Genomic DNA, 22924 nt, shown 5'->3' on the forward strand with positions numbered 1-22924 from the left:
AGCTAAAAATTCGGCAATCGACAGCGCATTCATCATGCGATAGATGCATTGGCGCGGCCCCGATTTCATTGGTCCTGTTGCTATATCGCCGTCACATGTGCATGCGACTGCAGGCATCTCACGCCATCAATACCTGTCAGCAATCGTTTTGACCGCCTCCAGGGGGAGCTCTTTCTGTCCACGCGGAAAGGCGCAGCCATCGGAGGGGAAGCGCGCTATTGCCGTGTAGTACTCGTACAGCAGACTATGAAAATTTGTTGCTGACATTGATCAAGGTCGGCCCAGATGCATGTCAAATGTTCCCACTTGGACGCTGCCTATTGCCGCTGATCAACCGCGCTACTTTCGGCATACATTCCTGCTAAATCTGCTCTCGTACCTGCAAAAAAATGGTTCGACCGAGGTATTACCCGGTGATTTAAGCGTTTCAGTCGCTGCACAGGGCGGAACTACCGTGCTAGTTTCGGTATACATTCCTGCTAAATTTGCTTTCGTACCTGTAAAAAAATGGTTTGGTCGAAGTTGTGTCCGACAATTTTTGTGGTTTAGTCGCTGCGCGAAGCGGGGCAGGATAGGTGAAGTTAGCTAACCTTCGGTTAGCTAACTTCACACCTGCTTATTCGCACTTCGTGCTCAACGTTGCACTCCAAATTAGACTTTCGAATGAGCATGCATCTACTGCACCTTTGCGTGAGTCCGTGTCCGAATGGCAGACCTCATCCTTGCTCCTTCTTTTTGCAGATGAAACCATTCGCCAGATTCTTGACTTAAGACATAACAATTGGACTTTGCAAGGCAATAGTTGGGCTCGTTCGGTAGTGAACTGACTTCCATCAAGCAAGTCTTATTGACAATAATCAATAAATTTGCAATATTGTAAAAATTTGCGCAAAAAGAAACTGTGCGTACATGCTGGACTATGTCCCGTAAGGGGCAGTGTCCCCACTTCCTTTATCTGATTTGGAACTATTGATGGACATAGGCCTCGCAAAGCTTAACAAACTTGTTGCACACCACGTGGGTAACAAAATTCGCGATGAGGGAATAACTTTATCTAAGTCCGAGCCAGCTATTACTCCCAGTATCTCCGCGATTATTCTCAAGGACTACTTGGGTGGATTAAAGAGTAGCTGCAAGGACTTTTCTTTCTATCACGAATCTGACGTCAATCTAAACGAGATGCTCGTCTACGCCGCGGAAATATTCAATAATGAAGAGAACTTTTTCCGTGAATCTGAGAAGATTGCCAAACATCTCTACAGTAAGACGACTCATCCGAATATAGCTGGAGGTGACCTTTTCGTGATGCTGTTCTCCGGAATTACAATTGGCGCTAAGATTACCCGAGCCATTGGTATATTCAAGGTTGAGTCGAAGGAAAAATATCTATCGATTAGAAATGAAAATGGCTCGCTGGTTCTGCACGATAACGAAGGTATTGACCCCAGAGAAATCCAGAAATCGGCATTGATCATCGAGGATGGATTTCACGTTCTCACAGCAGAGCGTGGAAATGCTACTACTGCTTATTGGGTAGATGACTTCTTAAAAACGAAACCATTTGCTACTGAAAAATCTTCTGCGCAATACATAGGCAAGATTGTTAAGGCAACGGTCAAAGAGATATCAGAACCTGCCAAGGTCTCCGAATACAAAGACGAATTCCATGCACTGCTGGCTTCCGAAGAGCCGACCCTGGAAAGGTTGATTGCGATAAACAGTCGATTCGTCGGAGATGAACGCTCGGAGGAAATCGTCGAAACCACATCTTCGTCAACGGGGCTCAGGCTCGATAGTGGCGCGGTATTGGACCAGAAATCTATACAGAGCGCGGTAAAGTCCACGTTCAGAAGAATTCGCATCTCTCCTGGCATTGAGTTGCTCTTAAGCGGAAAAAATACCATGCAGTCGGTAAGGAAAGAATCGTCAAAAGACGGACGGTATATGACAATCACCATCGACATGGGAGAGAATCGATGAGCGGGGAAGACTCCAAGCGGTCCGGCGAAATCGGAGAAAAATTGGCCAAGGCTTTCTTGGACCTTATCGGCTGGGGAACGAGTTTGCAGTCTGTTTCCATCCAATGCAACGACCAGGATCATAAAACTGCAATGGATAATCAGAGGCGCTCGCATGGCAACGATCTGGTATTTATCTACAACAACCCATTTTACGATAGCAGAACAGACATTGTTCATATTTCTGTAAAGAACAACCTGAACGGGTATAGCGAAAAGGAAAGTGAGCTAAAGGTTGACTTCAAAAATCACTTAGAGGAAGCTAATGCAATTATTTCGTGTGCCCAATATGACTCTGGCCTACGTGATCTGCTTTCAAAGCACAAAAGCAGAAAGCACAAGGAGCATTCAGGGCTTCTTATTTGGACCAGTTCGGAAAAAGAAACGGCGAACAAGGACATTCTATCAATCATAAAAAATATAAAGTCGCTGGACGAGAAATGCAACAAGAACGTATATCTCGTAGACGGAGCCAGGTACAACTTCATCCTCAATGCGATCACACACATCAAAGCAGAAATTGGTATCGAGCAGTTTGATTTTTTCTATCCGGAAACTGGCGGCCTCGTGAATCGCCTTGATGAGCGGTACGGCAGCGTACTTCCATTGGAGTTGATAGTTTCGGACATCATCCCTGTCAAGGCGCGCACTTCCGATAAGGAAATACTCTACCTGTACGTTAACCAAGCATTCGAGCAGGACTGCTATCGGCGAATCTTGTCCCTCTCTCTTGGCTTTGCGGGCGCATGGCCGCATGAGATCCGTATAGGATTTCCAGACTACAACCCGGCCCACCACGCCAATGACGCGGTTGCGTCTGAGCTTCCTTTCGTCGACCGGAAAAAAAAATTCATCCCATTCTGTTTTAACCCGTCGAATTTAAACGCACTGGAACAATGATGTCGGACACAATCAAGGAAAAAGTAGAGGCCGATAACTGGCTTCCTTATGGCGAACAACTTAGGATATTGCTAGGGAGTGACCACATTTCGTATGGTGAGGTGGCAACGGCGCTGCGTGGGAAAGGCGTATTTTGCGCTAATTCGGAGAAAAGCAACACAATTCCGATTCTTTCCACGACGATCCTCCGCCCGTTTGAATTCGTTTCATTGCTTGAAGCCTCTATATCTAGAGAAACTCGCCCCAAAGAGCAGCCACAGGATTTGAAACTCGTATCGGATAGCGCGAACTGGCAAAATAGCCTAAAAGAATTGGCCGGTGAACTTGTTGACCTCGTGGACCTCGATAACATTCCTGGTGTTACTTTCGCATCTAATCCTACGTTGTCCTTTAGTGGAACCCATAGCGCGACTATCGAATATGTCATTAATCGGACTGATTACAGTCAGGATCTGCTGGGAAGGGACCTGAATTTTTCTGCGAAGATCCTGCTAGAACAGAAAGATGGCGCGCTGAAGCTCGAAATCTTGTCACAACACTCTTCGAAGGAAACCGGAAAAATAAACGAGCAACTGCTGAAGTCAGTAACACAGAGGCTAAAGAAAGACGGGATCAGCGACAACAGTGAGCCGAGAAAGATACTCTTCAAGTCGTTCGACAACAAGAACAGAATTCTATTCATGCTAAAGTTGGCGGCGGCTTTCGGTGCCAATAAAGGCCTAGGGGTTATCGTTGATGTGAACATCCGCAGGAACGAATCCAAGGAGTCGCTGCCTGATGATCCAGGGATCAAGTGGATGGAAGGAACGATGCGGAATCTCAAGATAGACGGAGATAAGCTGAACGATATCTCAATATTCTCGTCCGAGGACTATTTCGAATACTTCTTCGTTACGAAGTTGGTAGTGGACTACGAATTCGAGATGGCCCAGAATTCTGGAACGTGCACGTTGATATACAGCTTTGACAAGACGCGAAACTTTGCGAGAATAATGAGCGCTCCATTTATCTATTCTATCGACAAATTTACCGTTAAGGGAAATACGAGCTCTAAGGTTTCAACGTTTGTGAAAAACGAGCTCGCTGCAAACCTCCGATCGAAGATCGACGTGCTATTTGCAGAGTTGATGATCAAAGACTAGGCTCCCTGAGGAATATCATCGGATTGCCATGATTGTGGAAGCTGGCAGACACTGGTTTAGACGTTGTTATTATAGAATCGTTGACCAGATCCGCCCTTGATTGCCCGGCTAACCAGGGCCGGGTCGATGAAATCAATATCACATTGGTGTAATGCCCGTGATGTTCTAATTTTTTGACGCCTAACATGCCCAAGGACGAGGGTCACAAGGACGAGGGTCAGGTCCATCATTTGGACACGAACTCATGCATTGGATGGCTTGAAACTATTGTGATTGTTCAGTAGCTCTGCAGTTAACTCGATAGGATTGGCGCCGAATGCGCGTTGGGGAGGGTGAGCGTGCTGTGTCCTTGCTTGCGTAGCGTTCAAAATGGCAGACCTGCCCCCCACTCCTGTTTCAGAGGGATTTCATGGCAGAGATGGAGCGTGGAACAGGCTACGGGAAAGAACTGGAACTGCTGCACTTTATCGCATCAGATGTCGACGCCATGCACTCCTTGCATTGTGCGATAGTCAAGTAAATTCGGGCATCTGTGGCCCTATGTCTGAGTCCCTGTCCGAATGACGGACCTGACACCGTCACGCTTGATCCCGTCTCGCTCGTTCATATCGAAACTCGATAAAGTGCTGCTTTTTGATTGAGTCTCTTCGTTCTGCATCCGGTCAGAAACGGACCTAAAAAAGTATAAAAAACAGCCTGTTATCCATTTAATCTAAGTTGCTGAAAAATAATTATGCTGCGCAAAGTTAAAAAATTTTAAATTAGACTAAAAGAAAATAATATGAAACTTGAAAAATTACGCTTCTTAAGTGTTGAGATAAAAAAAGAAATTGGGAATGATATTGTTGCATTTTTAATTTATTATAAATTTAATAAAATTTGGAATATTCTTGACGATGTGAGGCAGATTAGTCCCGCAGAAATATTATCTCTTGAAAAGGCTCAATCTGAATCGATCGCCTACCACGCAACTAGTGATCGGGCTTCTTGGTTTTCATTGCCAGAATTAGATTGTGTTGTCATGGCACTATTTTCCAGCTCACCTAGAATCGCCACAAGAAAAGCAATAAAAGAAAGAATATCTATATCCATTGAACATGCGGCTAATGCATTCAAGGTTACACATAACTCTCTTACGTTACTATTAGGTAAAGAAGCTTTTGAGCTGCAGCTAAGTAAGTCAATTGAGCAATTTTCTAACCCTTTGGGCCTTCATACCGAAGGCCAAGAGAGTTCTCCGCCGACCAATTTGGCGGTTATTGCAATGGATATTGATTATTTTAAACAAGTAAATGATACTTACGGTCACTTGTATGGAGATCAAGTTCTGAAGACTTTCGGTGTGAGGCTTGAAAGAACTGCCCAAAGTATTGAGCAGAATACAGAAAGCCGCGTAAAAATATACGTAGGTCACCCGTCGGGAGAAGAATTCCTTGTATTGATAGTTGGCAGTTTCAGTCGAGATGATATTGCAGAATGGGCTAATCAATTTAGAACTCGAATTGCTGATGAACCACTGCCATCAGACAGTGAATGGGGCAAGCTCACGAGTTATGAGAACCTATCCATGATTACTTTACCCCCGCTTGCAGAGCGCTCCATAACTGCAAGCGTTGGTGTCTCAATTCATACCGCTTCAGTAAAGTTTTCAGCTGAAGATGGTTATAGCAAATCTTTATTAGATCGCGCAGACACTGCTCTTTATCGCGCAAAAAGTGCTGGGCGAAATCAGGTTATATTATTTGATGATATACTTGGGTCCTGTGGCCGTGTTTTGGAACAAGACAGACATACAAGAATTATAGCCGTTGACATCGGGTCAAGTATCGGGGTTACTCTGGGGCAGGAATTTAGAGTTTACCCAGCCGGACTGAATGGGAAAAGAAAATTCTTTATGTCCGATGGAAGATCAAAGCGTACTATCGGATTTTATCCAAAAGTCGAGCTGACCAGAATTACTATTTTTAACGTTCAACCAGAATTGTCATTTGCTTTTATTTCAGACATTAACGAGCAATCTATTGATATTGACGTAGGAGCTGAGCTTGAAGCTATACCTGCCGGTAGTATAGGACGCATCGTTCCTTATGTTTCGAAATTTTTGGCCGCAGACTTGGAGTCGTACAATGCAGGAGATGCTGGTGAATTAAAAGATTTCATACATCGTGAAGTAGCAAATAATAAACATCCTTTCTCAATAACAATGTTCTTCTCGAGAGATGGCATCTATCAGAAAAAATATGGGTCTGCCGCAGTAAACATTGCCCGCAAAAAACTATATAGGGAAGCTTTAAATTTCTTTCATTCCGAGAGTTACATTAGAATTCTGGATAAGTCAACCTTATGTGTGGCTGGAGCGAATTCAACGTATAAGGAAGAAAATATTCTACAATTTGTCGAAAAAATTTCTTCCGAATTTTTAGAAATAGGTTTAACGATAGGTGTCTTCTGTAACGCTGACGCAGAAAAATCACCAAAAAATTATAATGAGAAATTGGATGAAATGTATTCTGTTGAATTTTCTCAGTTTGCCGCGTCCGAATATAGAGAAGTTTCAAAAAATAATGTTTGTCATTTTAGTTATGCGATGGCGGAGCATATTCTTTCCAAGCAACGCGACTTAAAACTATTTGCGGAAGCACAAGCTGACTATGAGAAATTTAGAGGGTTTGGATTGGAAGGCCCTAGGTTATGTAACCTTGGAGGGTTGATTTATAGTGCTCAGGGAAAAGACGAATTGGCTGCTGAACAATTTGAAATTTCAATGAAACGAGATTCGAGTAATATAATTTATAAAACAAATTTTGCGACATGCTGTGTGAAATTTGGCGAAATTGATAAGCCATTGAATTTGCTTAACTCAGTAGACGAGAATAAGATTCTTGAATTGAAGAAAATACATTTGTATGGATTTTTTGTGTATGGGGTATTACTGGCAAAAGCTAAGTTCAATAAATCGATTGAATTTAGATTGGATCGATTGGAAATTTTTAAAAATAACATTGATGCTCTACTGGAATTTCAAAAAAGCAATAAAGCATATTATGATCTATTAGTTTCTTCCTTTTAGTAGAACGTCCATTACGTGATAGTAGGCTAGAGTGGGCTAGGGGCAGTTCCGGCAATCGGCCAATTTTCTATCTGAAATGGCGGAATGCCGGAACTGACTCCGTTGCTCGAAATGGCTGAATACCTGAACCGACCCCGTTGTTCTGCGAATCGCCCGATTGCTGCCACTGCGCGGAGGCGACGCGTGCCAAGGGCAGGCGCTCCCCGCCTGGTTTTGCTGGGACAGGCGGTTGCGCTCGGTCATTTCAAGTGGTCTTCATTTCAATGGTGATGAAACCCAGTTAATTATTTTCCAAGTCTAAATGGCAACGAGTCCGCAGCCAATACCGGACGATCAATTTCGACTGATTGTTGTCGGTAATTCTGCGATATCGGATTAATCCGCACCCCATAAAAACAATTTATCCCGAGGCCATGATATGAATTTGAAAAATTTTTCTCTCCGCTGCTGTGGTGTCTGCAGGTATGTTTATGCCGGTGGTTGGCGTTTTAGCAGGGACTCCGTCGAACCTTGATCCAACCGAGTCTGCCTTCCGTGCTCTGTACAAGGAGCTGGTAGAAACCAATACCACTTTTTCCGCAGGCAGTTGCACGCTGGCGGCGGAACGCCTTAGCAAGCATTTGGCTGTGGCAGGATAGCCGTTGAGCTTGTCTTGGGATGTGGGCACTGCCCCCCCCCTGAGTCCATAAACGAATGGTCCGCAACGGGGCGTAACCGGACTGTGCAATTTAAAACTCTGTTAATTGTTATATTTCAAAAAAGAAGATGAGTCTAATTGGGGGGCATAATTTGGGGCACGTTACTGCTGCACTTGGGTGAATATCAATAAGAGTAACGAGCGCTTTCATTGATAGGAATCCCCTCTCGGCACACGCAAAAAAGCCCGCCAAAGCGGGCTTTCTCACTCTACCAGCAAACCAAACGCTCAGAACTGGTTCATCGTATTGTCTTTACCAGCTGCTTTGAGCGCCGCTTCGCCGCTGAAGTAATCCTTGTGATCGTCGCCGATGTCCGAGCCGGACATGTTTTGATGTTTCACGCAGGCGATGCCCTGGCGGATTTCCTTGCGCTGCACGCCGGCCACGTAGCCCAGCATGCCCTGGTCGCCGAAGTATTCCTTGGCCAGATTGTCGGTCGACAAGGCGGCCGTGTGGTAGGTCGGCAGGGTGATCAGGTGGTGGAAGATGCCGGCTTCGCGGGCCGAGTCGGCCTGGAAGGTGCGGATCTTCTCGTCGGCGGCGATCGCCAGTTCCGTCTGGTCGTATTCCACGCTCATCAGCTGGGCACGGTCGTAGGCGGACACGTCCTTGCCTGCCGCTTTCATGCCGTCGAAGATTTGCTGGCGGAAGTTCAGGGTCCAGTTGAACGATGGGCTGTTGTTGTACACCAGCTTGGCGTTCGGGATGACCTTGCGGATTTCGCTGACCATGCCGCCGATTTGCGCGATATGCGGTTTTTCCGTTTCGATCCACAGCAGGTCGGCGCCGTTTTGCAAGGAGGTGATGCAGTCGAGCACGCAACGCTCTTCGCCGGTACCGGCGCGGAACTGGAACAGGTTGCTCGGCAGGCGTTTTGGACGCAGCAGCTTGCCTTCGCGCTTGATGATGACGTCGCCATTGCCCAGCGCGTCGGCCGACACTTCTTCGCAGTCGAGGAAGGAGTTGTATTGGTCGCCCAGGTCGCCTGGTTCGTTGGTGACGGCGATCTGCTTGGTCAGGCCGGCGCCCAGGGAGTCTGTGCGGGCGACGATGATGCCGTCGTCCACGCCCAGTTCCAGGAAGGCGTAGCGGATGGCGCGGATCTTGGCCAGGAAATCTTCGTGTGGCACCGTGACTTTACCGTCCTGGTGGCCGCATTGTTTCTCGTCGGACACCTGGTTTTCGATCTGGATGCAGCAGGCGCCCGCTTCGATGAACTGTTTGGCCAGCAGGTAGGTCGCTTCCGCATTGCCGAAACCGGCATCGATGTCGGCGATGATGGGCACGACGTGGGTGACGTGGCCGTCGATCTTGGCCTGGATGGCTTGCTTCTCAGCACCTTGAGCCGCGTCCAGCTGGCGGAACAGGCCGCCCAGTTCGCGGGCATCGGCCTGGCGCAGGAAAGTGTAGAGCTCTTTGATCAGGGCCGAGACGGCGGTTTTTTCATGCATCGACTGGTCTGGCAGCGGGCCGAACTCGGAGCGCAGGGCGGCGACCATCCAGCCGGACAGGTAGAGGTAGCGGCGGTCGGTGCTGTTGAAGTGCTTTTTGATCGAGATCATCTTCTGTTGACCGATGAAACCGTGCCAGCAGCCGAGCGACTGGGTGTACTTCGATGGGTCCGCATCATAGGCGGCCATGTCGTTGCGCATGATCTTCGCCGTGTAGCGGGCGATGTCCAGGCCGGTCTTGAACTTGTTCTGGGCGCGCATGCGGGCGGCGGACTCGGGATTGATGGCGTTCCATGCGCTGCCTTGTTGCTCTTTCAAACCGGCAACAGCCTTGATGTCATCTTGATATTGGGACATGGTGTATCTCCTAAAGAAAAACTAAGTTTGAGAAAATCGTCGAGTGCGCCGCTTTGTCGATGCGAACTGCATGACTAAATAGTAGGCCGATTGGCGCCGATGTTCAAGTCTTATATAAGACATATAACTTAAATTTAATCCTTGTTTTTCAAAGGCTTAATTATAATTTTTCAGGATGTGGAATAGATTTTCAAAAAGTGAGAGCATTCATGGATGAGTTTGACGCTTGAGATTTTGCGATGTGAAACGCCTTTTCAGAATTTGGTGCGGCGCGACAAATCGGGGCGTAAAAAGCCACCCGAAGGTGGCGCAGAAGTAATTTTGTTTTAATATCATGATCCGATTGTGAAAGGTAAAGTCAGCAATGCAGATGAACGGTATGGATTTACCCATCGAGTATGTTGCTTTTGCGGCAAGATATCGGGATGCGGAAGGATTTTGTAATTTGAGACTGAAGGAAGAACTGGATTCTTTCGGTGGCGTCTTGCAGACGGAACTGGCGCAAATCTATACGGATGTCGTCGAATTGAATGCCCAGACAGCGAAGCTTGGCGCTTGTTTCGTCGGCGATGGCTGCTATGGAGAGCCTGGAAGTGTCAGTGCTGGCCCGGGAGCCATACCGGACATCGTTGATTTTACAGAAATCATTTGTTTCGGCATGGCTGGCGACGGCAGTCAATTCTGTCTCGATTTCAGGGGCGCCTGGAGCGCGCCCTCTGTCATCTTATGGGACGATGATTACTGGCGAAAGATTTCAAACACCTTTGAAAACTTCCTATTGCTATTTTCTTGGTAGGTGAGCGGGGCAGCTGCTGATGTGAAACGCCTGTTCAGAACTTGGTGCAGTGCAACAAAACGGGGCGAAAGGAGCCACCCGAAGGTGGCGCAAGCTTGTGTGTGCTTTCTGGCAATGTACCGAGGACCCGGCGGCGATGCTTTTTTTAGCGCAGATGTCGTATGCCGACTACAGCTTAGCGGACAAGGTGGTGCGCCGGCGCAGGGCAAGGGCGGGTCAGTGCGTCGATCACGTCCGTTGTTGCCACCACTTGCGCATACTCGCCGTGCAAATTGGCCAGCGCCATCGCATGCACCTCGTCCGCCGTTCTCGATGTGCCCGCATAATCGATTTGAGCAAACGCAAAGCACGCATCGGCGACGACTTGCGTGGCAAAGCCCAGATTGCCCGCCGTGCGCGCGCTTGACTCTACGGAATTGTTGGTGCTGACGCCCACGATGACCAGCTTGCTGATGCTGCGCACGCGCAACCAGCGTTCCAGTCCCGAGTGGATGAAGGCATCCGGCACATTCTTCTCCACGACATGCTCTTCCGGTAAGGGCGCCAACGCTGCCTGAAATTCCACACCGGGCTGGCCGGGCCAGAAGGGCGAGCCTGGCGTTCTGGATATGTGGCGCACATGTACGACGGTGGCGTCCGCTGCGCGCCAGGCTTGCAGCAGGGTGGCAATCTGGTGTTCCGCAGCGGGATTATTGCGGCTTCCGGCAGCGGGGCTGGCCATGCCTTGTTGCATGTCGATGATGATGAGTGCGGGACGGTGGGCATGCATGTTGGTAGCCTGGGCGGAATGGCAGGCGCACCTGGCGCCTGACTGGGGAAATAGTGCTGGAGTGATTACCGCAGGGCGCCAATCTAGCGTCCCACGGTCTGCCGCTGGTCCTTGATGAACAGCGCCGTCAGCATGCCGATCACGCACACGCCGATCACGTAATAGGCGGGGCCCAGCACGTTGTTCTTCAGCATCAGGGTCACGACCACGGGCGTCAGGCCGCCAAAGATGGCGTACGACAAGTTGTAGGAAAACGACAGTCCCGAAAAGCGCACCTGGGCCGGGAACGCTTGCACCAGCACGTAGGGCACGGCGCCGACGACGCCGACGAACAGGCCCGTCATCGCGTACAGGGGCAGCAGCAGGTCGGGACGGCTGCCGATGGTGGTGTAGAAAATATACGTGCTGATGGCCAGCAGCACGGAGCCGACGAAGATCACGCGCTTGCCGCCAAAGCGGTCGGCCAGCATGCCGGCGATGATGCAGCCGAAGGCCAGGCACAGGGTCGCCACGGTATTGGCCACCAGGGTGGTGCGCGGCGCGATGTGGTGGATCTTTTGCAGCAGGGCGGGCGTCATCAGGATGATGACGACGATGCCGGCTGACAGCATCCACGTCAGCAGCATCGACACGGCGACGGCGCCGCGGTGGCTGCGCAGCACGGATTTCAAGGGCATTTCCGTCGACAGGGCCTTGCGCTGCTGCATTTCCGCGAAGACGGGGGTTTCATGCAGCCAGCGGCGCAGATACATGGCGCCGAAACCGAAGATGCCGCCCAGCAAGAACGGATAGCGCCAGGCGCCATCGGTGATTTCTTGCGGCGTGTAGACGGTGTTCAAGCCCGTCGCGACGAGCGAACCGAGCAGGATGCCCACCGTCAGGCCGGCCGTCAGCGTGCCGCAGGCAAAGCCCGTGAAACGGCTCGGTACGTGTTCCGACACAAACACCCAGGCACCCGGCACTTCGCCGCCCACGGCCGCGCCCTGGAAGATGCGCATCAGCAGCAACAGCAGCGGGGCGGCCAGGCCGATGGTGGCATACGTCGGCAACAGGCCGATCAGCAGGGTCGGCACGGCCATCATCAGGATGGAGAGGGTGAACATGCGCTTGCGGCCGAGCAAGTCGCCGAAGTGGGCCATGACGATGCCGCCCAGCGGACGCACGACGTAGCCGGCGGCGAAGATGCCGAAGGTTTGCAGCAAACGCAGCCAGTCCGGCATTTCCGGCGGGAAGAACAACTGGCCGATGGCGTTGGCGAAGAAGACGAAGATGATGAAATCGTAGAATTCCAGCGCGCCGCCCAGGGCGGCCAGCGACAGGGTCTTGTAGTCTTGTTGGGTGAGGGGACGGCTTGCGGCGTTGCTTGCGGCGGTGGTGGAGGTAGGCATGTGTCTCGTTCTTGTGTGTTATCGGAGATTGCAAGACCTAGCATACGCATTTCCGCCGCGTGAGTAAATGCGGTGCGTATGGGGATTAGCCTCAGCTGTGCTTAATACAACGCCGCTATCATCAGCGTTGACTTCATTGGAAAGGACACAGTATGCACATCATGATCGTGGGCGCCAGCCGGGGCCTGGGACGCGCGCTGGTGGACGGTTTGCTCGCTGACGGGCATGCCGTCATCGGCGTATCGCGGCATGAGCCTGCCGACTTGCCCGTGGCCGCAGGCACGCAGCTGCAATGGATCGCGGCGGACCTGGCGGCACCCGCCGATGCCGTCGAACGCATCGCGCGTGCAGCGCCGGCCGCGCTGGACGCGGTGATCTACAACCTGGGCGTGTGGGAAGAAAAGGCCTTCAGCGACGACTACGCTTTTCTCGGCGATGCGGACGACGCCATCGTCGACATGGTCAATACGAATATTACGGCGACGATCTTGCTGCTCAAGCGCCTGGTGCCGCGCTTGCTGGCCAGCGGCAAGCCGCAGCTGATACTCACTGGGTCGACGTCGGGCCTGCGCCAGAGCGGCCGCCCGGAAGTGACGTTCAGCGCCTCGAAATTCGCCCTGAACGGCATCGCCGATGCCTTGCGTGAAGGTTTCCGCGCACAGGGACTGGCCGTGACGGCGCTGCAGCTGGGCTATCTGAATACCTACGATGGCTTGTCCGTGCCGCTGGCGGACGCTAGCGCGCGCGGCGAAGGCGAACTGATTCCCGTGCATGACGTCGTCGCCGTCGTGCGCATGCTGCTGAGCCTGTCGAATGCCTCGTTCGTGCGCGAACTGGTGATGCCGGCGCTGCGCGACGAGCGTTTCTAGCCGCTAGGCGTCAGCGCCGTAGACTTCGCTCCAGCCGAGACGCTCTTCCAGCCACTCATCCGCTTCGGACGAGTCCATCTGCAGCAGCAGCGCGCCCAGCCGCAGTTGGCCCTTGGCCAGGGCCAGCACGGCGAACACGGATTCCAGCATGACGGGGTCCAGCGGGCCCTGCAGGTCGCGCGCGGCGATGGCGGGCAATTGTGCCCAGGCATCATGGTAGCTGGCGGCCAGCCAGTCCGGCAGGGGCGGATTGTGCAGGCGGTGGCGCTCCAGTTCGATCAGGGCGATGAGCGCATAGAAATCTTCCTCGCGCGAGTCATCCGCGCCGCCCAGCAGGTGGACGAGCTGGGGCACGGCCGCATACGAGGCCACGCCCACGTCGCCCTGGTGGTGCAGCTCTTCCCACAGCTCATGCCACACGTCGTCGCCTGCCTGCATGGCCTTGAGCGCCTCGGCCACGTCATAGGGCATGCGGTAGCCGCCTTCCAGGGTGGGCCAGAGGGGATCGTCGAGTGATAACAGCATGGTTTTCCTTGATGGTACAGCTCGGCTGAGCAAACGCGCACTATACAAGCACCCGGCGCACGCAGAGCGCATAGCCGTCGAACTCGCGCAAAGTCTGATAGGCGACGCCCGTGTCAAAGTCCTTGCACCAGGCTTCGTCCTCGATGTCGCCCGGCTCGCTCGACCAGTGCCAGTTTGGCCGGAATGCCTCTTTCAATGTCGCATACAGCAAGGCCTGCTCGCGCCGATCCGGCAAGCTGTGGCCGAGGCTGGCGGCCCAGGCTGATGCGGCTTGCCACGAGTTGAACTCCGGCTCGAACTTGTCCGGCTGCAACAGCAGATGGTAGTCGGGCGCGCCATTCTTGCCGAGAATCAGGCCGGCATAGCGCTCGCCCTGCCGCAAGGGGATGAGTGCGGCGGCCGCTGGCGCCAATTCGACCCGGCGCACGGCGCAGGCGCGGCCCGAGTAGGTCTTGCGAAAGTTGTATTGGGTGCCGTTATCGAAATCGTGGCTCCAGGCCAGGCGGGGCAGGATGGCGTCCGCTTCCGACGACCAGTACCAGGCATCCGGGAAGGCGTCGCGCAAGTTGGCATGCAGCAAGGCCAGTTCGCTGCGCGTGGGCAGGCAGGCGCCGCGCGCCGCGGCCCAGGCTAGCGCATCTTGCCAGGGCAGGGCGCCGCCTTCGCCGGGCAGCAGGAACAGCTGGTAGCTGGCGGCGCCAGCGTGGCCAGGCATGATGCCCGCGTAGCGCTCGCCGGCAATGGCGCTCAGCACGCCGGGGCAATGCTCGAACCAGCCATCGTCTTCTTCCTGTGCGATGAAGGCCGCGATCAGCGCCTGAGGCGCGGGCGGCGCGCCGGCCAGCAGGGAGTTGAAGCAGTTGATGGCCGAGGCGTGGGGCGTACCGGCGCCATTGGCGATGCCGACGAGAAACTCGCCGGCCCAGTCGGGCAAGGTGGCGATCAGGCGCGGCAGTTCATGCAGCAGGGCCATGCAATACGCCGTCTCGCCGTAGCGCCAGGCGGCGCGGTTGGCTATCTGGTAGGCGCCGTAATCGTGTTCGGCTTGCACGGATTGAAAGATGGCCAGCGCGTATTGGGCGCCTTCCTTGCCCGTCAGCGCATCGAGCATGGCGCAGTAGCGCTGGAAGCGCCGCTGGGCTTCATCGGGCGGCGTGGTGCTGTCGTCATCCTGGACGATGTTGCCCACAATTAAAAGTTCGGCTTTCCAGTGTGCGAACGATGTCGGCATGGTTATTATTGCTGAGAGTGGTGACTGCGCCATTATGCCCGGGCCAGCCGTGTTCCGGCGCGTCTGCTGGGCATGCTACAGTCCGCCATCGCCGCCCGCCTTGGATCATTTTCGATGTCAACCTGGATTTCCCCGCCACAACTCGTCGCCCTTGCCGCCTTGTATGCGCAGGCGCAGGCCCATCCGGAAACGCTCAGTGATGCTGTCTTCCTGGAAAATGTGAAAAACGCCCACTGGCCCACCAATTGCTGGAATTATGTGGAAGCGTCGTTCGCCATCATCGCGCCCGCCTGCCTGCTGCGTCCGCAGCTGACCGCCGAGCTGATCGCCTTGCCCATCGCCGCCATGATCGCCGGCGGCCTGGAAGAGGCGGAGCAAGTCATCGACATAGGCCTGGCCTGCGCCACGCGCAGGGAACCATATGTGGAACCGAGCGAGGAGGGCAAGCGCTGGCTGACGCAGGTTTGGCCGACCTTGGGCGAGATGGCCGGGGCCGTGTTCCGGGCCAGGCTGCAAGCGGCGCTGGCGGAGGACGGGGAGTAAAACAACCGGTGCTTGACCGCGGAAGATGGTTTACGTTAGGGTATACGTAACTACTTACATATATCTGCTCAACATGTCCTCCAACCTGCAAACCTATGGCTCGCTGATGCTGGCCAGCCGCCTGCGCCGTCTTTCCGATCAACTGTATGCGGGCGTCGATACCAGCTATCTGGCCGCCGGCGTCGAGCTGACGTCGCGCTGTTTCCCCTTGTTATTGCTGCTGCGCGACAACGGCCCCACGTCGATCACGGCCCTGGCCGCGCAGATCGGGCAGACGCATCCGGTGGTGGTGCAGCTGGGGCGCAAGCTGCTCGACGCCGGCGTGGTGACGGAGATGCCGGACGCCAAGGACGAGCGGCGGCGCCTGCTGGCGCTGTCCGACGCCGGGCAAGCCTTGTTGCGCAACATGACGCCCCTGTGGGACGACGTGCGCGCGGCTGTCGATGCGGTGTTCGAGCAGGGCACGCCGCAGCTGATGGCCAGCCTGGACCGGGCGGAAGCGCGCCTGCAAGCGCAAGGCTTCGGCGAGACGATCGCCGCCTGCCGGCGCCAGCGCGAGCGGGCCGCGGTGGAAGTCATCGATTACGCGGCCCCCTACGCGGCCGATTTCAAGCGCCTGAATATCGCATGGCTGGAACGCTATTTCTATGTCGAGGCGCTGGACGACAAGGTGCTGTCCGATCCGCAACGCTCGATTCTCGACGACGGCGGGCAGATTTTCCTCGCGCGCCTTGATGGCAAGATCGTCGGCACCTGCGCCCTGATCCGCGCCGGAGACGACAGCATCGAGCTGTCGAAGATGGCCGTCACGCCCGAATGCCAGGGTCTGGGCATCGCGCGCCGCCTGATCGAACGGGCCTTCGATGCCTTCGAGGCCAGCGGCGCGAAACTGTTGTTTCTGGAGTCGAACAGCAAGCTGGCGCCCGCCATCCGCCTGTATGAAAGCAGCGGTTTTACCCACGTGGCGCGGCCGGCCGGCGACGCCCATTATCAGCGCGCCGACGTCTACATGGAGTGGCAGGGCAGGTAGCGCACGCGAGGCCGTCACGCGGCGCTCCCCATCGGCCGTCTCCCGCGTTACAATACGCGCACCCATAACGGAACCCAGGTTCCACTATCGAGAGACGCCGACGCCGCATGCCTTCCTTTCCGATGCCCTTCCCGCAGATGATCGTTCCCCCGGAACCCACCCAGGCGCGCAGCAAGCAAGCGTTCGAGCGCCTGCTGCAGGTGGGCGAACAGTTGTTGGCGGAAAACCGCTTCGATGAAATCGGCGTGGCCGACCTGGCAAAACTGGCGGAAACCTCGGTGGGCACGTTTTACCGTCTACTGGGCGACAAGGACACCCTGAGCCGCTTGCTGTTGCAGCGCTTCTTCTCCGACATGGTGGAAAAGGTCGAGACCCTGACGGAGCTGCGCCAGTGGGAAGGGCGTAGCCTGGAAGACTTCATCCGCGCCATGGTGGCCATGTTCGTGGCCGTGAATGGCGGGCGCAGCGGCGTCCTGCGGGCCTTGATCACGCGCGCGTCGCAGGATGCGCAATTTCGCGACAGGGTGCACCAGATCAATCATTTGATCTCGCAACGCACGGTGGCCGTGCTGGCCAGCAAGTCGTCCAGCATCCGCCACCCGAACCCCACGCAGGCGATGATGGTGGTGCCGCCCGTGCTGCTGGGCATCCTGAACCAGCACACCCTGACCGGTTCGCTGTCCTTTTTGTCGGGTGCGGCGCTGGAAGATGAACTCGTGCGTGTTGCTTTAAATTACCTGACTTGAGATATTTAGCGATTTAACTTGAAATCGGAATTCGGATTCCGTATTATGTTTTCCAACAGCAGGAAAACATATTCCTGCACCTGAACACAAAGCATGTTCAACAGCAAGGAGACAGAATGCGGCGTCACACGACATCCGATGTTCCATTGCATTACCTCGACCTCGATCCCGGCACAGGGACAGGGCAGGGCGATCCCGTGTTTTTGCTGCACGGCCTCGGTTCCTGCGCCGAAGACTGGCGCCCGCAGATCGACGCCCTCGGCAGCAGCCATCGCCTGATCGTGCCCGACCTGCGCGGCCATGGCGCCAGTCCCGCACCGAACGGCGACTGGCAGATCGGCGACTTTGCCAACGACCTCTTCAACCTGATGGACCAGCTCGACGTGCCGCGCGCGCACGTCGTCGGCTTTTCCCTGGGCGGCATGGTGGGCCTGGAAATGGCCAACCGCGCCCCCGGACGGGTCGCCAGCTTGTGCCTGATCAACTCGCAACCGTTCCAGGGCAGCAAACCGGCGTCGCTGCTGTTTGCCTACTGGCTGCGCCGCACGGTGATCGCCACGTTTGGCTTGAAAGCCATGGGCAAGATCATCGGCAAGAAACTGTTTCCCGATCCCGCCCAGCAAGTGCTCGTCGAGCGCTTCGCCACGCAGATGGCGGGCATGGACAAGCGCGCCTACCTGGCCGCGCTGGACGCCATTTTCCACTGGGATATCGACATCCATTTCCAGGCCCTGGCCATGCCCGTCTTCATCGTGGCGGCCGACCAGGATTACACGCCCGTCGCCAGCAAGCGGGCCTTTGCCGCGCAGTTTCAGCAGTGCGAGATCGAGATCATCGCGAACTCGCGCCACGCCACGCCCCTGGACCAGGCGCAGCGTGTGAATACCTTGTTGCAGTCCTTCCTTACCATAAATTCAAAATAAACAGGCCACTCGCCGCACGGGCCGAGGGCCGGGAACAGTCATCGCAGGGCAGGTGCTCGCATTGCGCGCGCCGGTACCGTTACGTCTTGCGATCCTGGCATCCGGCCGTCTTCCCTGGTGGCAAGCAAGCCTGACATTGGAGACGCTATGAAACTTGCTTTGAAATTGATGCCCGCCGCCCTCGCCGTTGCCGGCGCCTTTGCCACCCAGGCCCAGGCGCAGGAAGCCATCCCTGCTGCCGCCAGCACTGCCCAGGAAGCCAGCGATGCGAAAGAACGCATGGACACCGTGACGGTCTCTGCCCGCCGCCGCGAAGAGCGGCTGCAGGACGTGCCGCTGGCCGTCACGGCGTTTTCCGCCAAGGCCCTGGAACGGGCGAATATCCAGAACCTGGCCGACTTGCAGGAGCGCGTGCCGAACCTGACCGTGTACGCGTCGCGCGGCACGAATACCACCCTGACGGCGTTCATCCGCGGCGTGGGCCAGGCCGACCCCGTCTGGGGCGTGGACCCGGGCGTGGGCATTTATTTTGACGACGTCTACATGGCCCGTCCGCAAGGCGCGCTGCTCGACGTGTTCGACGTGCAGCGCATCGAAGTGCTGCGCGGCCCGCAAGGTACCTTGTACGGCAAGAACACCATCGGCGGCGCCATCAAGTACATTTCGCGTCCGCTGGCGAAGGAAAATGGCGCCTCGGCGGAAGTGGGCCTCGGCAACTACAACCAGCGCAACTTCAAGGCCGCCTTCAACCTGGCCAACGAGAGCGGCACCTGGCGCGCGCGCCTGGCGGCTGCCAAGCTGGACCGTGACGGTTTCGGCCGCAATACGTTCAATGGCGAACAGGTCAGCGACCAGGACAGCACGGCCGCGCGGCTGTCCATCGGCTACTTTCCGCAAGACATCCCTTTGACCGTCGTGCTGAGCCTGGACGCCACGGATGACAAATCGGGCGTGCGCGGTTTCCAGCGCATGGGCGTGAGCGCTTTCGACCCCCTCAAGCGGCCCGCCAGCAAGGATGCGTATGACATCCAGAGCGGCATGCCGGGCAACAACTTCACGCACAACCGGGGCGGCTCGCTGGTGGCCAACTACACGGTCTCGAACGACTGGTCCGTGAAAGTGATCGGCGCCAAGCGGCGCAGCACGTCCGAGCAAACCATCGACTTCGACGGCTTGCCGCAGCCGATCGCCGACGTGTTCGGCGATTCGCGCGACGAGCAGAAGAGCCTGGAATTGCAGGCGTCGTACAGCGGCGACTACGGTGCCGGCGTGATCGGCCTGTACCGCTTCGAAGGCACGGCGGGCGGCGGCATCTACAACAACTTCCTGGGACGCCAGTTCACGGCCGCCGTCAGCACGGTCGAGACGGACAGCACGGCGCTGTACACGGACTGGACCTGGCCCGTGGGCAAGGCGTGGAGCATCAATGCGGGCTTGCGCCACACGCGCGAGGAAAAGCGCGCCATCGTGCTCAACCGCTCCTTTGCCGACGTGGGCTTCACGCGGCCCATCCAGACGGCGGCCGATTTCGACAAGTCCTTGTCGGTTAGCAATACCTCGCCGAAAATTTCCGTGCGCTATGAAGCGTCGAAGACGACGAATTTCTACAGCAACCTGTCGCGCGGTTTCAAGTCGGGCGGCTACAACGTGCGCGCCAACAACCTGGTGGTGCCCGATTCCGCACGGCCATACAAGGATGAAAAACTCGACGCGCTGGAAGTGGGCATGAAGTATGCGGCGCCGGACGACACCTTCGACGCCAACGTGGCCCTGTTCTACAACCGCTACAAGGATATCCAGTTGTCGGTGTTTACCAGCTACGTGCAGCCGGGCGGCGTGCCGGGCTTCTATGGCGACTTCACGAATGCGGGCAAGGGCACCGTGAAAGGCGCCGAGTTCGAATTCTCGTGGCGTCCGAACCGCCAGTGGGAAGTCAACGGTTTCCTCGCCCTGCTGGACGCCGGCTATGACGAGTTCATGAGCGGCGGCAAGAACATTGCGGATACGCAAAAGTTCAGCAATACGCCGGCGCGGCAAGTGGGCTTGAACGTGACGCGCACGGACCGCGGCGTGTTTGGCGGCGCCTTGCGCAGCATGGTCGGCTATGGCTACCGCAGCAAGGTTTACCCGACCACGGACTTGAGTGAAACCCTGGCGCAGGGCGGCTACAGCATCTGGACGGCGGGCGTCGTGTGGGAAGCGCCGAAGCACTGGACCTTCAGCCTGCATGGCAGCAACCTGGGCAACAAACGCTACCGCACGGATGGCTACAACATTCCCGCCGTGTTCATCCTCGACGGTTTCTATGGCCCGCCGCGCCAGATCATCGCCAAGGCTGGCTACAAATTTTAATGTTCTTTACTGCCGGGGCCGGACCCGTTGGGTCTGGCTTCGCCGGTCGGAAGTGCCGGCTCGACGGGCGTCCAGCCGGTTTGTTGTCGCTGTTTTCGTCGTGAATAATAATCAGGAGACTGGCATGGCACATCTGCATCAGCAACTGCGTCACTTCTTATCTGCACTCATCGCCGCCTGCGGCTTGCTGGCCGCGCTGCCGGCCGCCGCCGGCCAGTGGGACTTCGGCCTGTATGCGAGCCTGTGGGGTTCGCGCGAATACCAGGTCTGGCTGCCGAGCAATTACAATCCGAACACGCCGCTGCCCGTCGTGTTGATGCTGCATGGCTGCGGTTCCGAGCCTAACAGCATGGCCGCCGTCAGCCGCTACAACCAGCTGGCCGACAGCGAAAACTTCATCGTCGTCTATCCGCGCCAGAACGTCACGGCCAACCCCATGCGTTGCTGGAACTTCATGTTGCCGCTGAACCAGGAACGGGGCACTGGCGAGCCGGCCGTGCTGATGGGCATCTTGAACAAGGTCAAGAGCAAGTACGCGGTGCAGGACAGCCGCATCTATGTGACGGGCATCTCGGCCGGCGGCGCCATGGCCTCCATCATGGCCGCCTGTTACTCGGACGTGTTCGCTGCCGTGATGGTGCATTCGGGCGGCATGTACAAGGGCGCCACTGGCCTGGTCACGGCCGCCGATTCGCTGTTCAACGGCAGTTCCTTCGATCCGAAAGTGCGCGGCAAGGATGCCTGGCGCTGCTCCGGTTCGCCGCGCCGCCTGATGCCGACGATGGTGTTCCACGGCACGTCCGACATCGTCGTCAACCCGGTCAATGGCGAGCAAACCATCGAGCAATTCCTGCAGACCAGCGATTATGGCGACGATGGCCTCGACAATGACAGCGTGCGCTACCGCGCCGACAGCATCGTGCGCCAGACGGTGCCGTACGGCCGCAGCTATGCCATCGACACCTACCTGCACAACGGCGCCGTCATCGCGCAAAAGTACACGGTCGAGGGCATGAACCATGCGTGGAGCGGCGGTCCTCCCGGCTGGCCGTTCAGCGATGAGCTGGGCCCGGACGCCACCGTGATCAGCTGGAATTTCTTCAAGCAGTACCAGCGCTGATGGCGTGAGGAACTGGCAGCTTGTAGAATGGGGCGCGGCGATTGCGCCCCATTTTGTTGCCTGTGAAAGATCCCATGCCTGCTTGCCGCCTGCTGTCCTGCCTTGCCCTTGCGTTGCTGTCCGCTTGCGCCACTAGCGGCCCGCCCGCGACCTCGGCCGCCGACGCGCAGGCTTTCGAACGTGCCGCCCAGCAAGACAGCATGCGCAGCGAATGCGACTGGAACGTGCGCTACGCCCCCGTCGCACCAGAAGACGCCAGCGTGGCGCAATTGCAGGCGATCGCCACCGCGCGCCTGGCGGCCTTGCAACTGGCGCCCGCCTGGACCTTGTCCATGCCCGGCGGCGCGGCGCACGCGTTTACGGAGTCGGAGCAAGACCGCGCCGGGCTGCAATTGTTGCTCAGCATCGTACTGCCCGCCATGGAGCGCTACCCGGCCGGTGTCTTCGCGCGCACGGGCTTGCGCCATGTCGTCCTGGTCAAGGACTTGAGCGTGGAAGGCCAGCGCCGCCTGGCCATGCCGGCGCCGGAAATCGACAGCGTCGTCTACGCCGACAACCTGCTGGCTGCCCTGTGTCCATCCGGCATGGAGCTGCGCGTGCACCACGAGTATTACCACTTCATCGAATACCGCCTGTTCAACGATTTCTATTACCGCGACCCCGCCTGGCTGGCCCTGAATCCGCCCGGCACGGCCTACGGCCAGGGCGGCGCCACGGCCTACGGCAAAGGTTTCCAGAACCTGGGCCACCCGCAGCCGGGTCTCGTCAGCCTGTACGGCGCCTACGGCCCCGAGGAAGACAAGGCGGAAGTGTTCGGCTGGATGATGACGCCGGCGTATGCGCTGCGGCTGGAGCGGTGGACGGCGTTTGATCCCGCCTTGCTGGCCAAGCGGGAAAAGTTGAGGGAAGTATTGGGAACCTTGGCGGATTCTTACTAAATATCAAGTATTTCTCCGCCATCCCATGGCATTGTCGGTTCTCCAGCTTGACTAAGAG

At 56.1% G+C, this 22924-nt stretch carries 18 protein-coding genes; 13 read left to right on the top strand and 5 right to left on the bottom strand.

What is annotated here, in order from left to right; translation table 11 throughout:
* Positions 1-972 precede the first annotated feature (972 nt).
* The 4 genes from GCN78_RS22220 to GCN78_RS22235 all read left to right on the top strand — a co-directional run bounded on the left by GCN78_RS22220 (position 973) and on the right by GCN78_RS22235 (position 7130).
* Entirely contained in the window at positions 973-1980 is a 1008-nt protein-coding gene (locus GCN78_RS22220) for a nucleoid-associated protein (protein ID WP_152253641.1), read from the top strand.
* A complete protein-coding gene (gene gapS4a, locus GCN78_RS22225) occupies positions 1977-2918 on the top strand; it encodes a GapS4a family protein (protein WP_152253642.1) in 942 nt (313 codons plus the stop codon). Before GCN78_RS22220 ends, gapS4a begins: the two co-directional genes overlap by 4 nt.
* A complete protein-coding gene (gapS4b, locus tag GCN78_RS22230; RefSeq protein ID WP_152253643.1) occupies positions 2918-4060 on the top strand; it encodes a GapS4b family protein in 1143 nt (380 codons plus the stop codon). Before gapS4a ends, gapS4b begins: the two co-directional genes overlap by 1 nt.
* Positions 4061-4841: 781 nt before the next feature.
* Positions 4842-7130, top strand: coding sequence for a GGDEF domain-containing protein (locus tag GCN78_RS22235; RefSeq protein ID WP_152253644.1), 2289 nt, complete (start codon positions 4842-4844; stop codon positions 7128-7130).
* A gap of 925 nt (positions 7131-8055) precedes the next feature.
* On the opposite strand, the gene GCN78_RS22240 is transcribed toward GCN78_RS22235, so the two are convergent.
* A complete protein-coding gene (locus GCN78_RS22240) occupies positions 8056-9636 on the bottom strand; it encodes an isocitrate lyase (RefSeq protein WP_152253645.1) in 1581 nt (526 codons plus the stop codon).
* A 379-nt stretch (positions 9637-10015) separates the two neighbouring features.
* Between GCN78_RS22240 and GCN78_RS22245 the strand changes: the two genes are divergently transcribed.
* Positions 10016-10432 (top strand): SMI1/KNR4 family protein, encoded by a 417-nt coding sequence (locus GCN78_RS22245; protein ID WP_193316828.1) that lies wholly within the window; start codon positions 10016-10018, stop codon positions 10430-10432.
* A gap of 175 nt (positions 10433-10607) precedes the next feature.
* Here the strand turns inward: GCN78_RS22245 and GCN78_RS22250 are convergent, their stop codons facing one another.
* Both GCN78_RS22250 and GCN78_RS22255 read right to left on the bottom strand, forming a co-directional pair.
* Positions 10608-11201, bottom strand: a complete 594-nt coding sequence (locus GCN78_RS22250; RefSeq protein WP_152253647.1) for a cysteine hydrolase family protein — start codon at positions 11199-11201, stop codon at positions 10608-10610.
* A gap of 83 nt (positions 11202-11284) precedes the next feature.
* Positions 11285-12589, bottom strand: a complete 1305-nt coding sequence (locus tag GCN78_RS22255) for an MFS transporter (protein WP_152253648.1) — start codon at positions 12587-12589, stop codon at positions 11285-11287.
* A 152-nt stretch (positions 12590-12741) separates the two neighbouring features.
* On the opposite strand from GCN78_RS22255, the gene GCN78_RS22260 reads away from it, so the two are divergent.
* Entirely contained in the window at positions 12742-13458 is a 717-nt protein-coding gene (locus GCN78_RS22260) for an SDR family NAD(P)-dependent oxidoreductase (protein ID WP_152253649.1), read from the top strand.
* 3 nt (positions 13459-13461) lie between these two features.
* Here the strand turns inward: GCN78_RS22260 and GCN78_RS22265 are convergent, their stop codons facing one another.
* Entirely contained in the window at positions 13462-13983 is a 522-nt protein-coding gene (locus GCN78_RS22265) for a hypothetical protein (protein ID WP_152253650.1), read from the bottom strand.
* A 40-nt stretch (positions 13984-14023) separates the two neighbouring features.
* Positions 14024-15214 (bottom strand): Lcl C-terminal domain-containing protein, encoded by a 1191-nt coding sequence (locus GCN78_RS22270; RefSeq protein WP_152253651.1) that lies wholly within the window; start codon positions 15212-15214, stop codon positions 14024-14026.
* Positions 15215-15328: 114 nt separating this feature from the next.
* Here GCN78_RS22270 and GCN78_RS22275 point away from each other — a divergent pair, with 114 nt between their 5' ends.
* From GCN78_RS22275 to GCN78_RS22305, 7 genes are all read left to right on the top strand, one after another.
* Complete coding sequence (locus GCN78_RS22275) at positions 15329-15757, top strand: hypothetical protein (protein ID WP_152253652.1); 429 nt, start codon at positions 15329-15331, stop codon at positions 15755-15757.
* 73 nt (positions 15758-15830) lie between these two features.
* On the top strand, positions 15831-16787 hold the full coding sequence (locus GCN78_RS22280) for a bifunctional helix-turn-helix transcriptional regulator/GNAT family N-acetyltransferase (RefSeq protein WP_152253653.1): 957 nt from the start codon (positions 15831-15833) through the stop codon (positions 16785-16787).
* A gap of 107 nt (positions 16788-16894) precedes the next feature.
* Positions 16895-17533 (top strand): TetR/AcrR family transcriptional regulator, encoded by a 639-nt coding sequence (locus GCN78_RS22285; protein WP_198521383.1) that lies wholly within the window; start codon positions 16895-16897, stop codon positions 17531-17533.
* Positions 17534-17649: 116 nt separating this feature from the next.
* Positions 17650-18456 (top strand): alpha/beta fold hydrolase, encoded by an 807-nt coding sequence (locus GCN78_RS22290; protein WP_152253654.1) that lies wholly within the window; start codon positions 17650-17652, stop codon positions 18454-18456.
* A gap of 147 nt (positions 18457-18603) precedes the next feature.
* A complete protein-coding gene (locus GCN78_RS22295) occupies positions 18604-20808 on the top strand; it encodes a TonB-dependent receptor (protein ID WP_226939775.1) in 2205 nt (734 codons plus the stop codon).
* A gap of 124 nt (positions 20809-20932) precedes the next feature.
* Positions 20933-21928: an extracellular catalytic domain type 1 short-chain-length polyhydroxyalkanoate depolymerase gene (locus tag GCN78_RS22300; RefSeq protein ID WP_152253655.1), complete on the top strand. Its 996-nt coding sequence runs from the start codon at positions 20933-20935 to the stop codon at positions 21926-21928.
* A 74-nt stretch (positions 21929-22002) separates the two neighbouring features.
* Positions 22003-22866, top strand: a complete 864-nt coding sequence (locus GCN78_RS22305; protein WP_152253656.1) for a hypothetical protein — start codon at positions 22003-22005, stop codon at positions 22864-22866.
* Positions 22867-22924 lie beyond the last annotated feature (58 nt).

Source organism: Janthinobacterium rivuli (assembly GCF_009208735.1).
Taxonomy (GTDB): domain Bacteria; phylum Pseudomonadota; class Gammaproteobacteria; order Burkholderiales; family Burkholderiaceae_D; genus Janthinobacterium.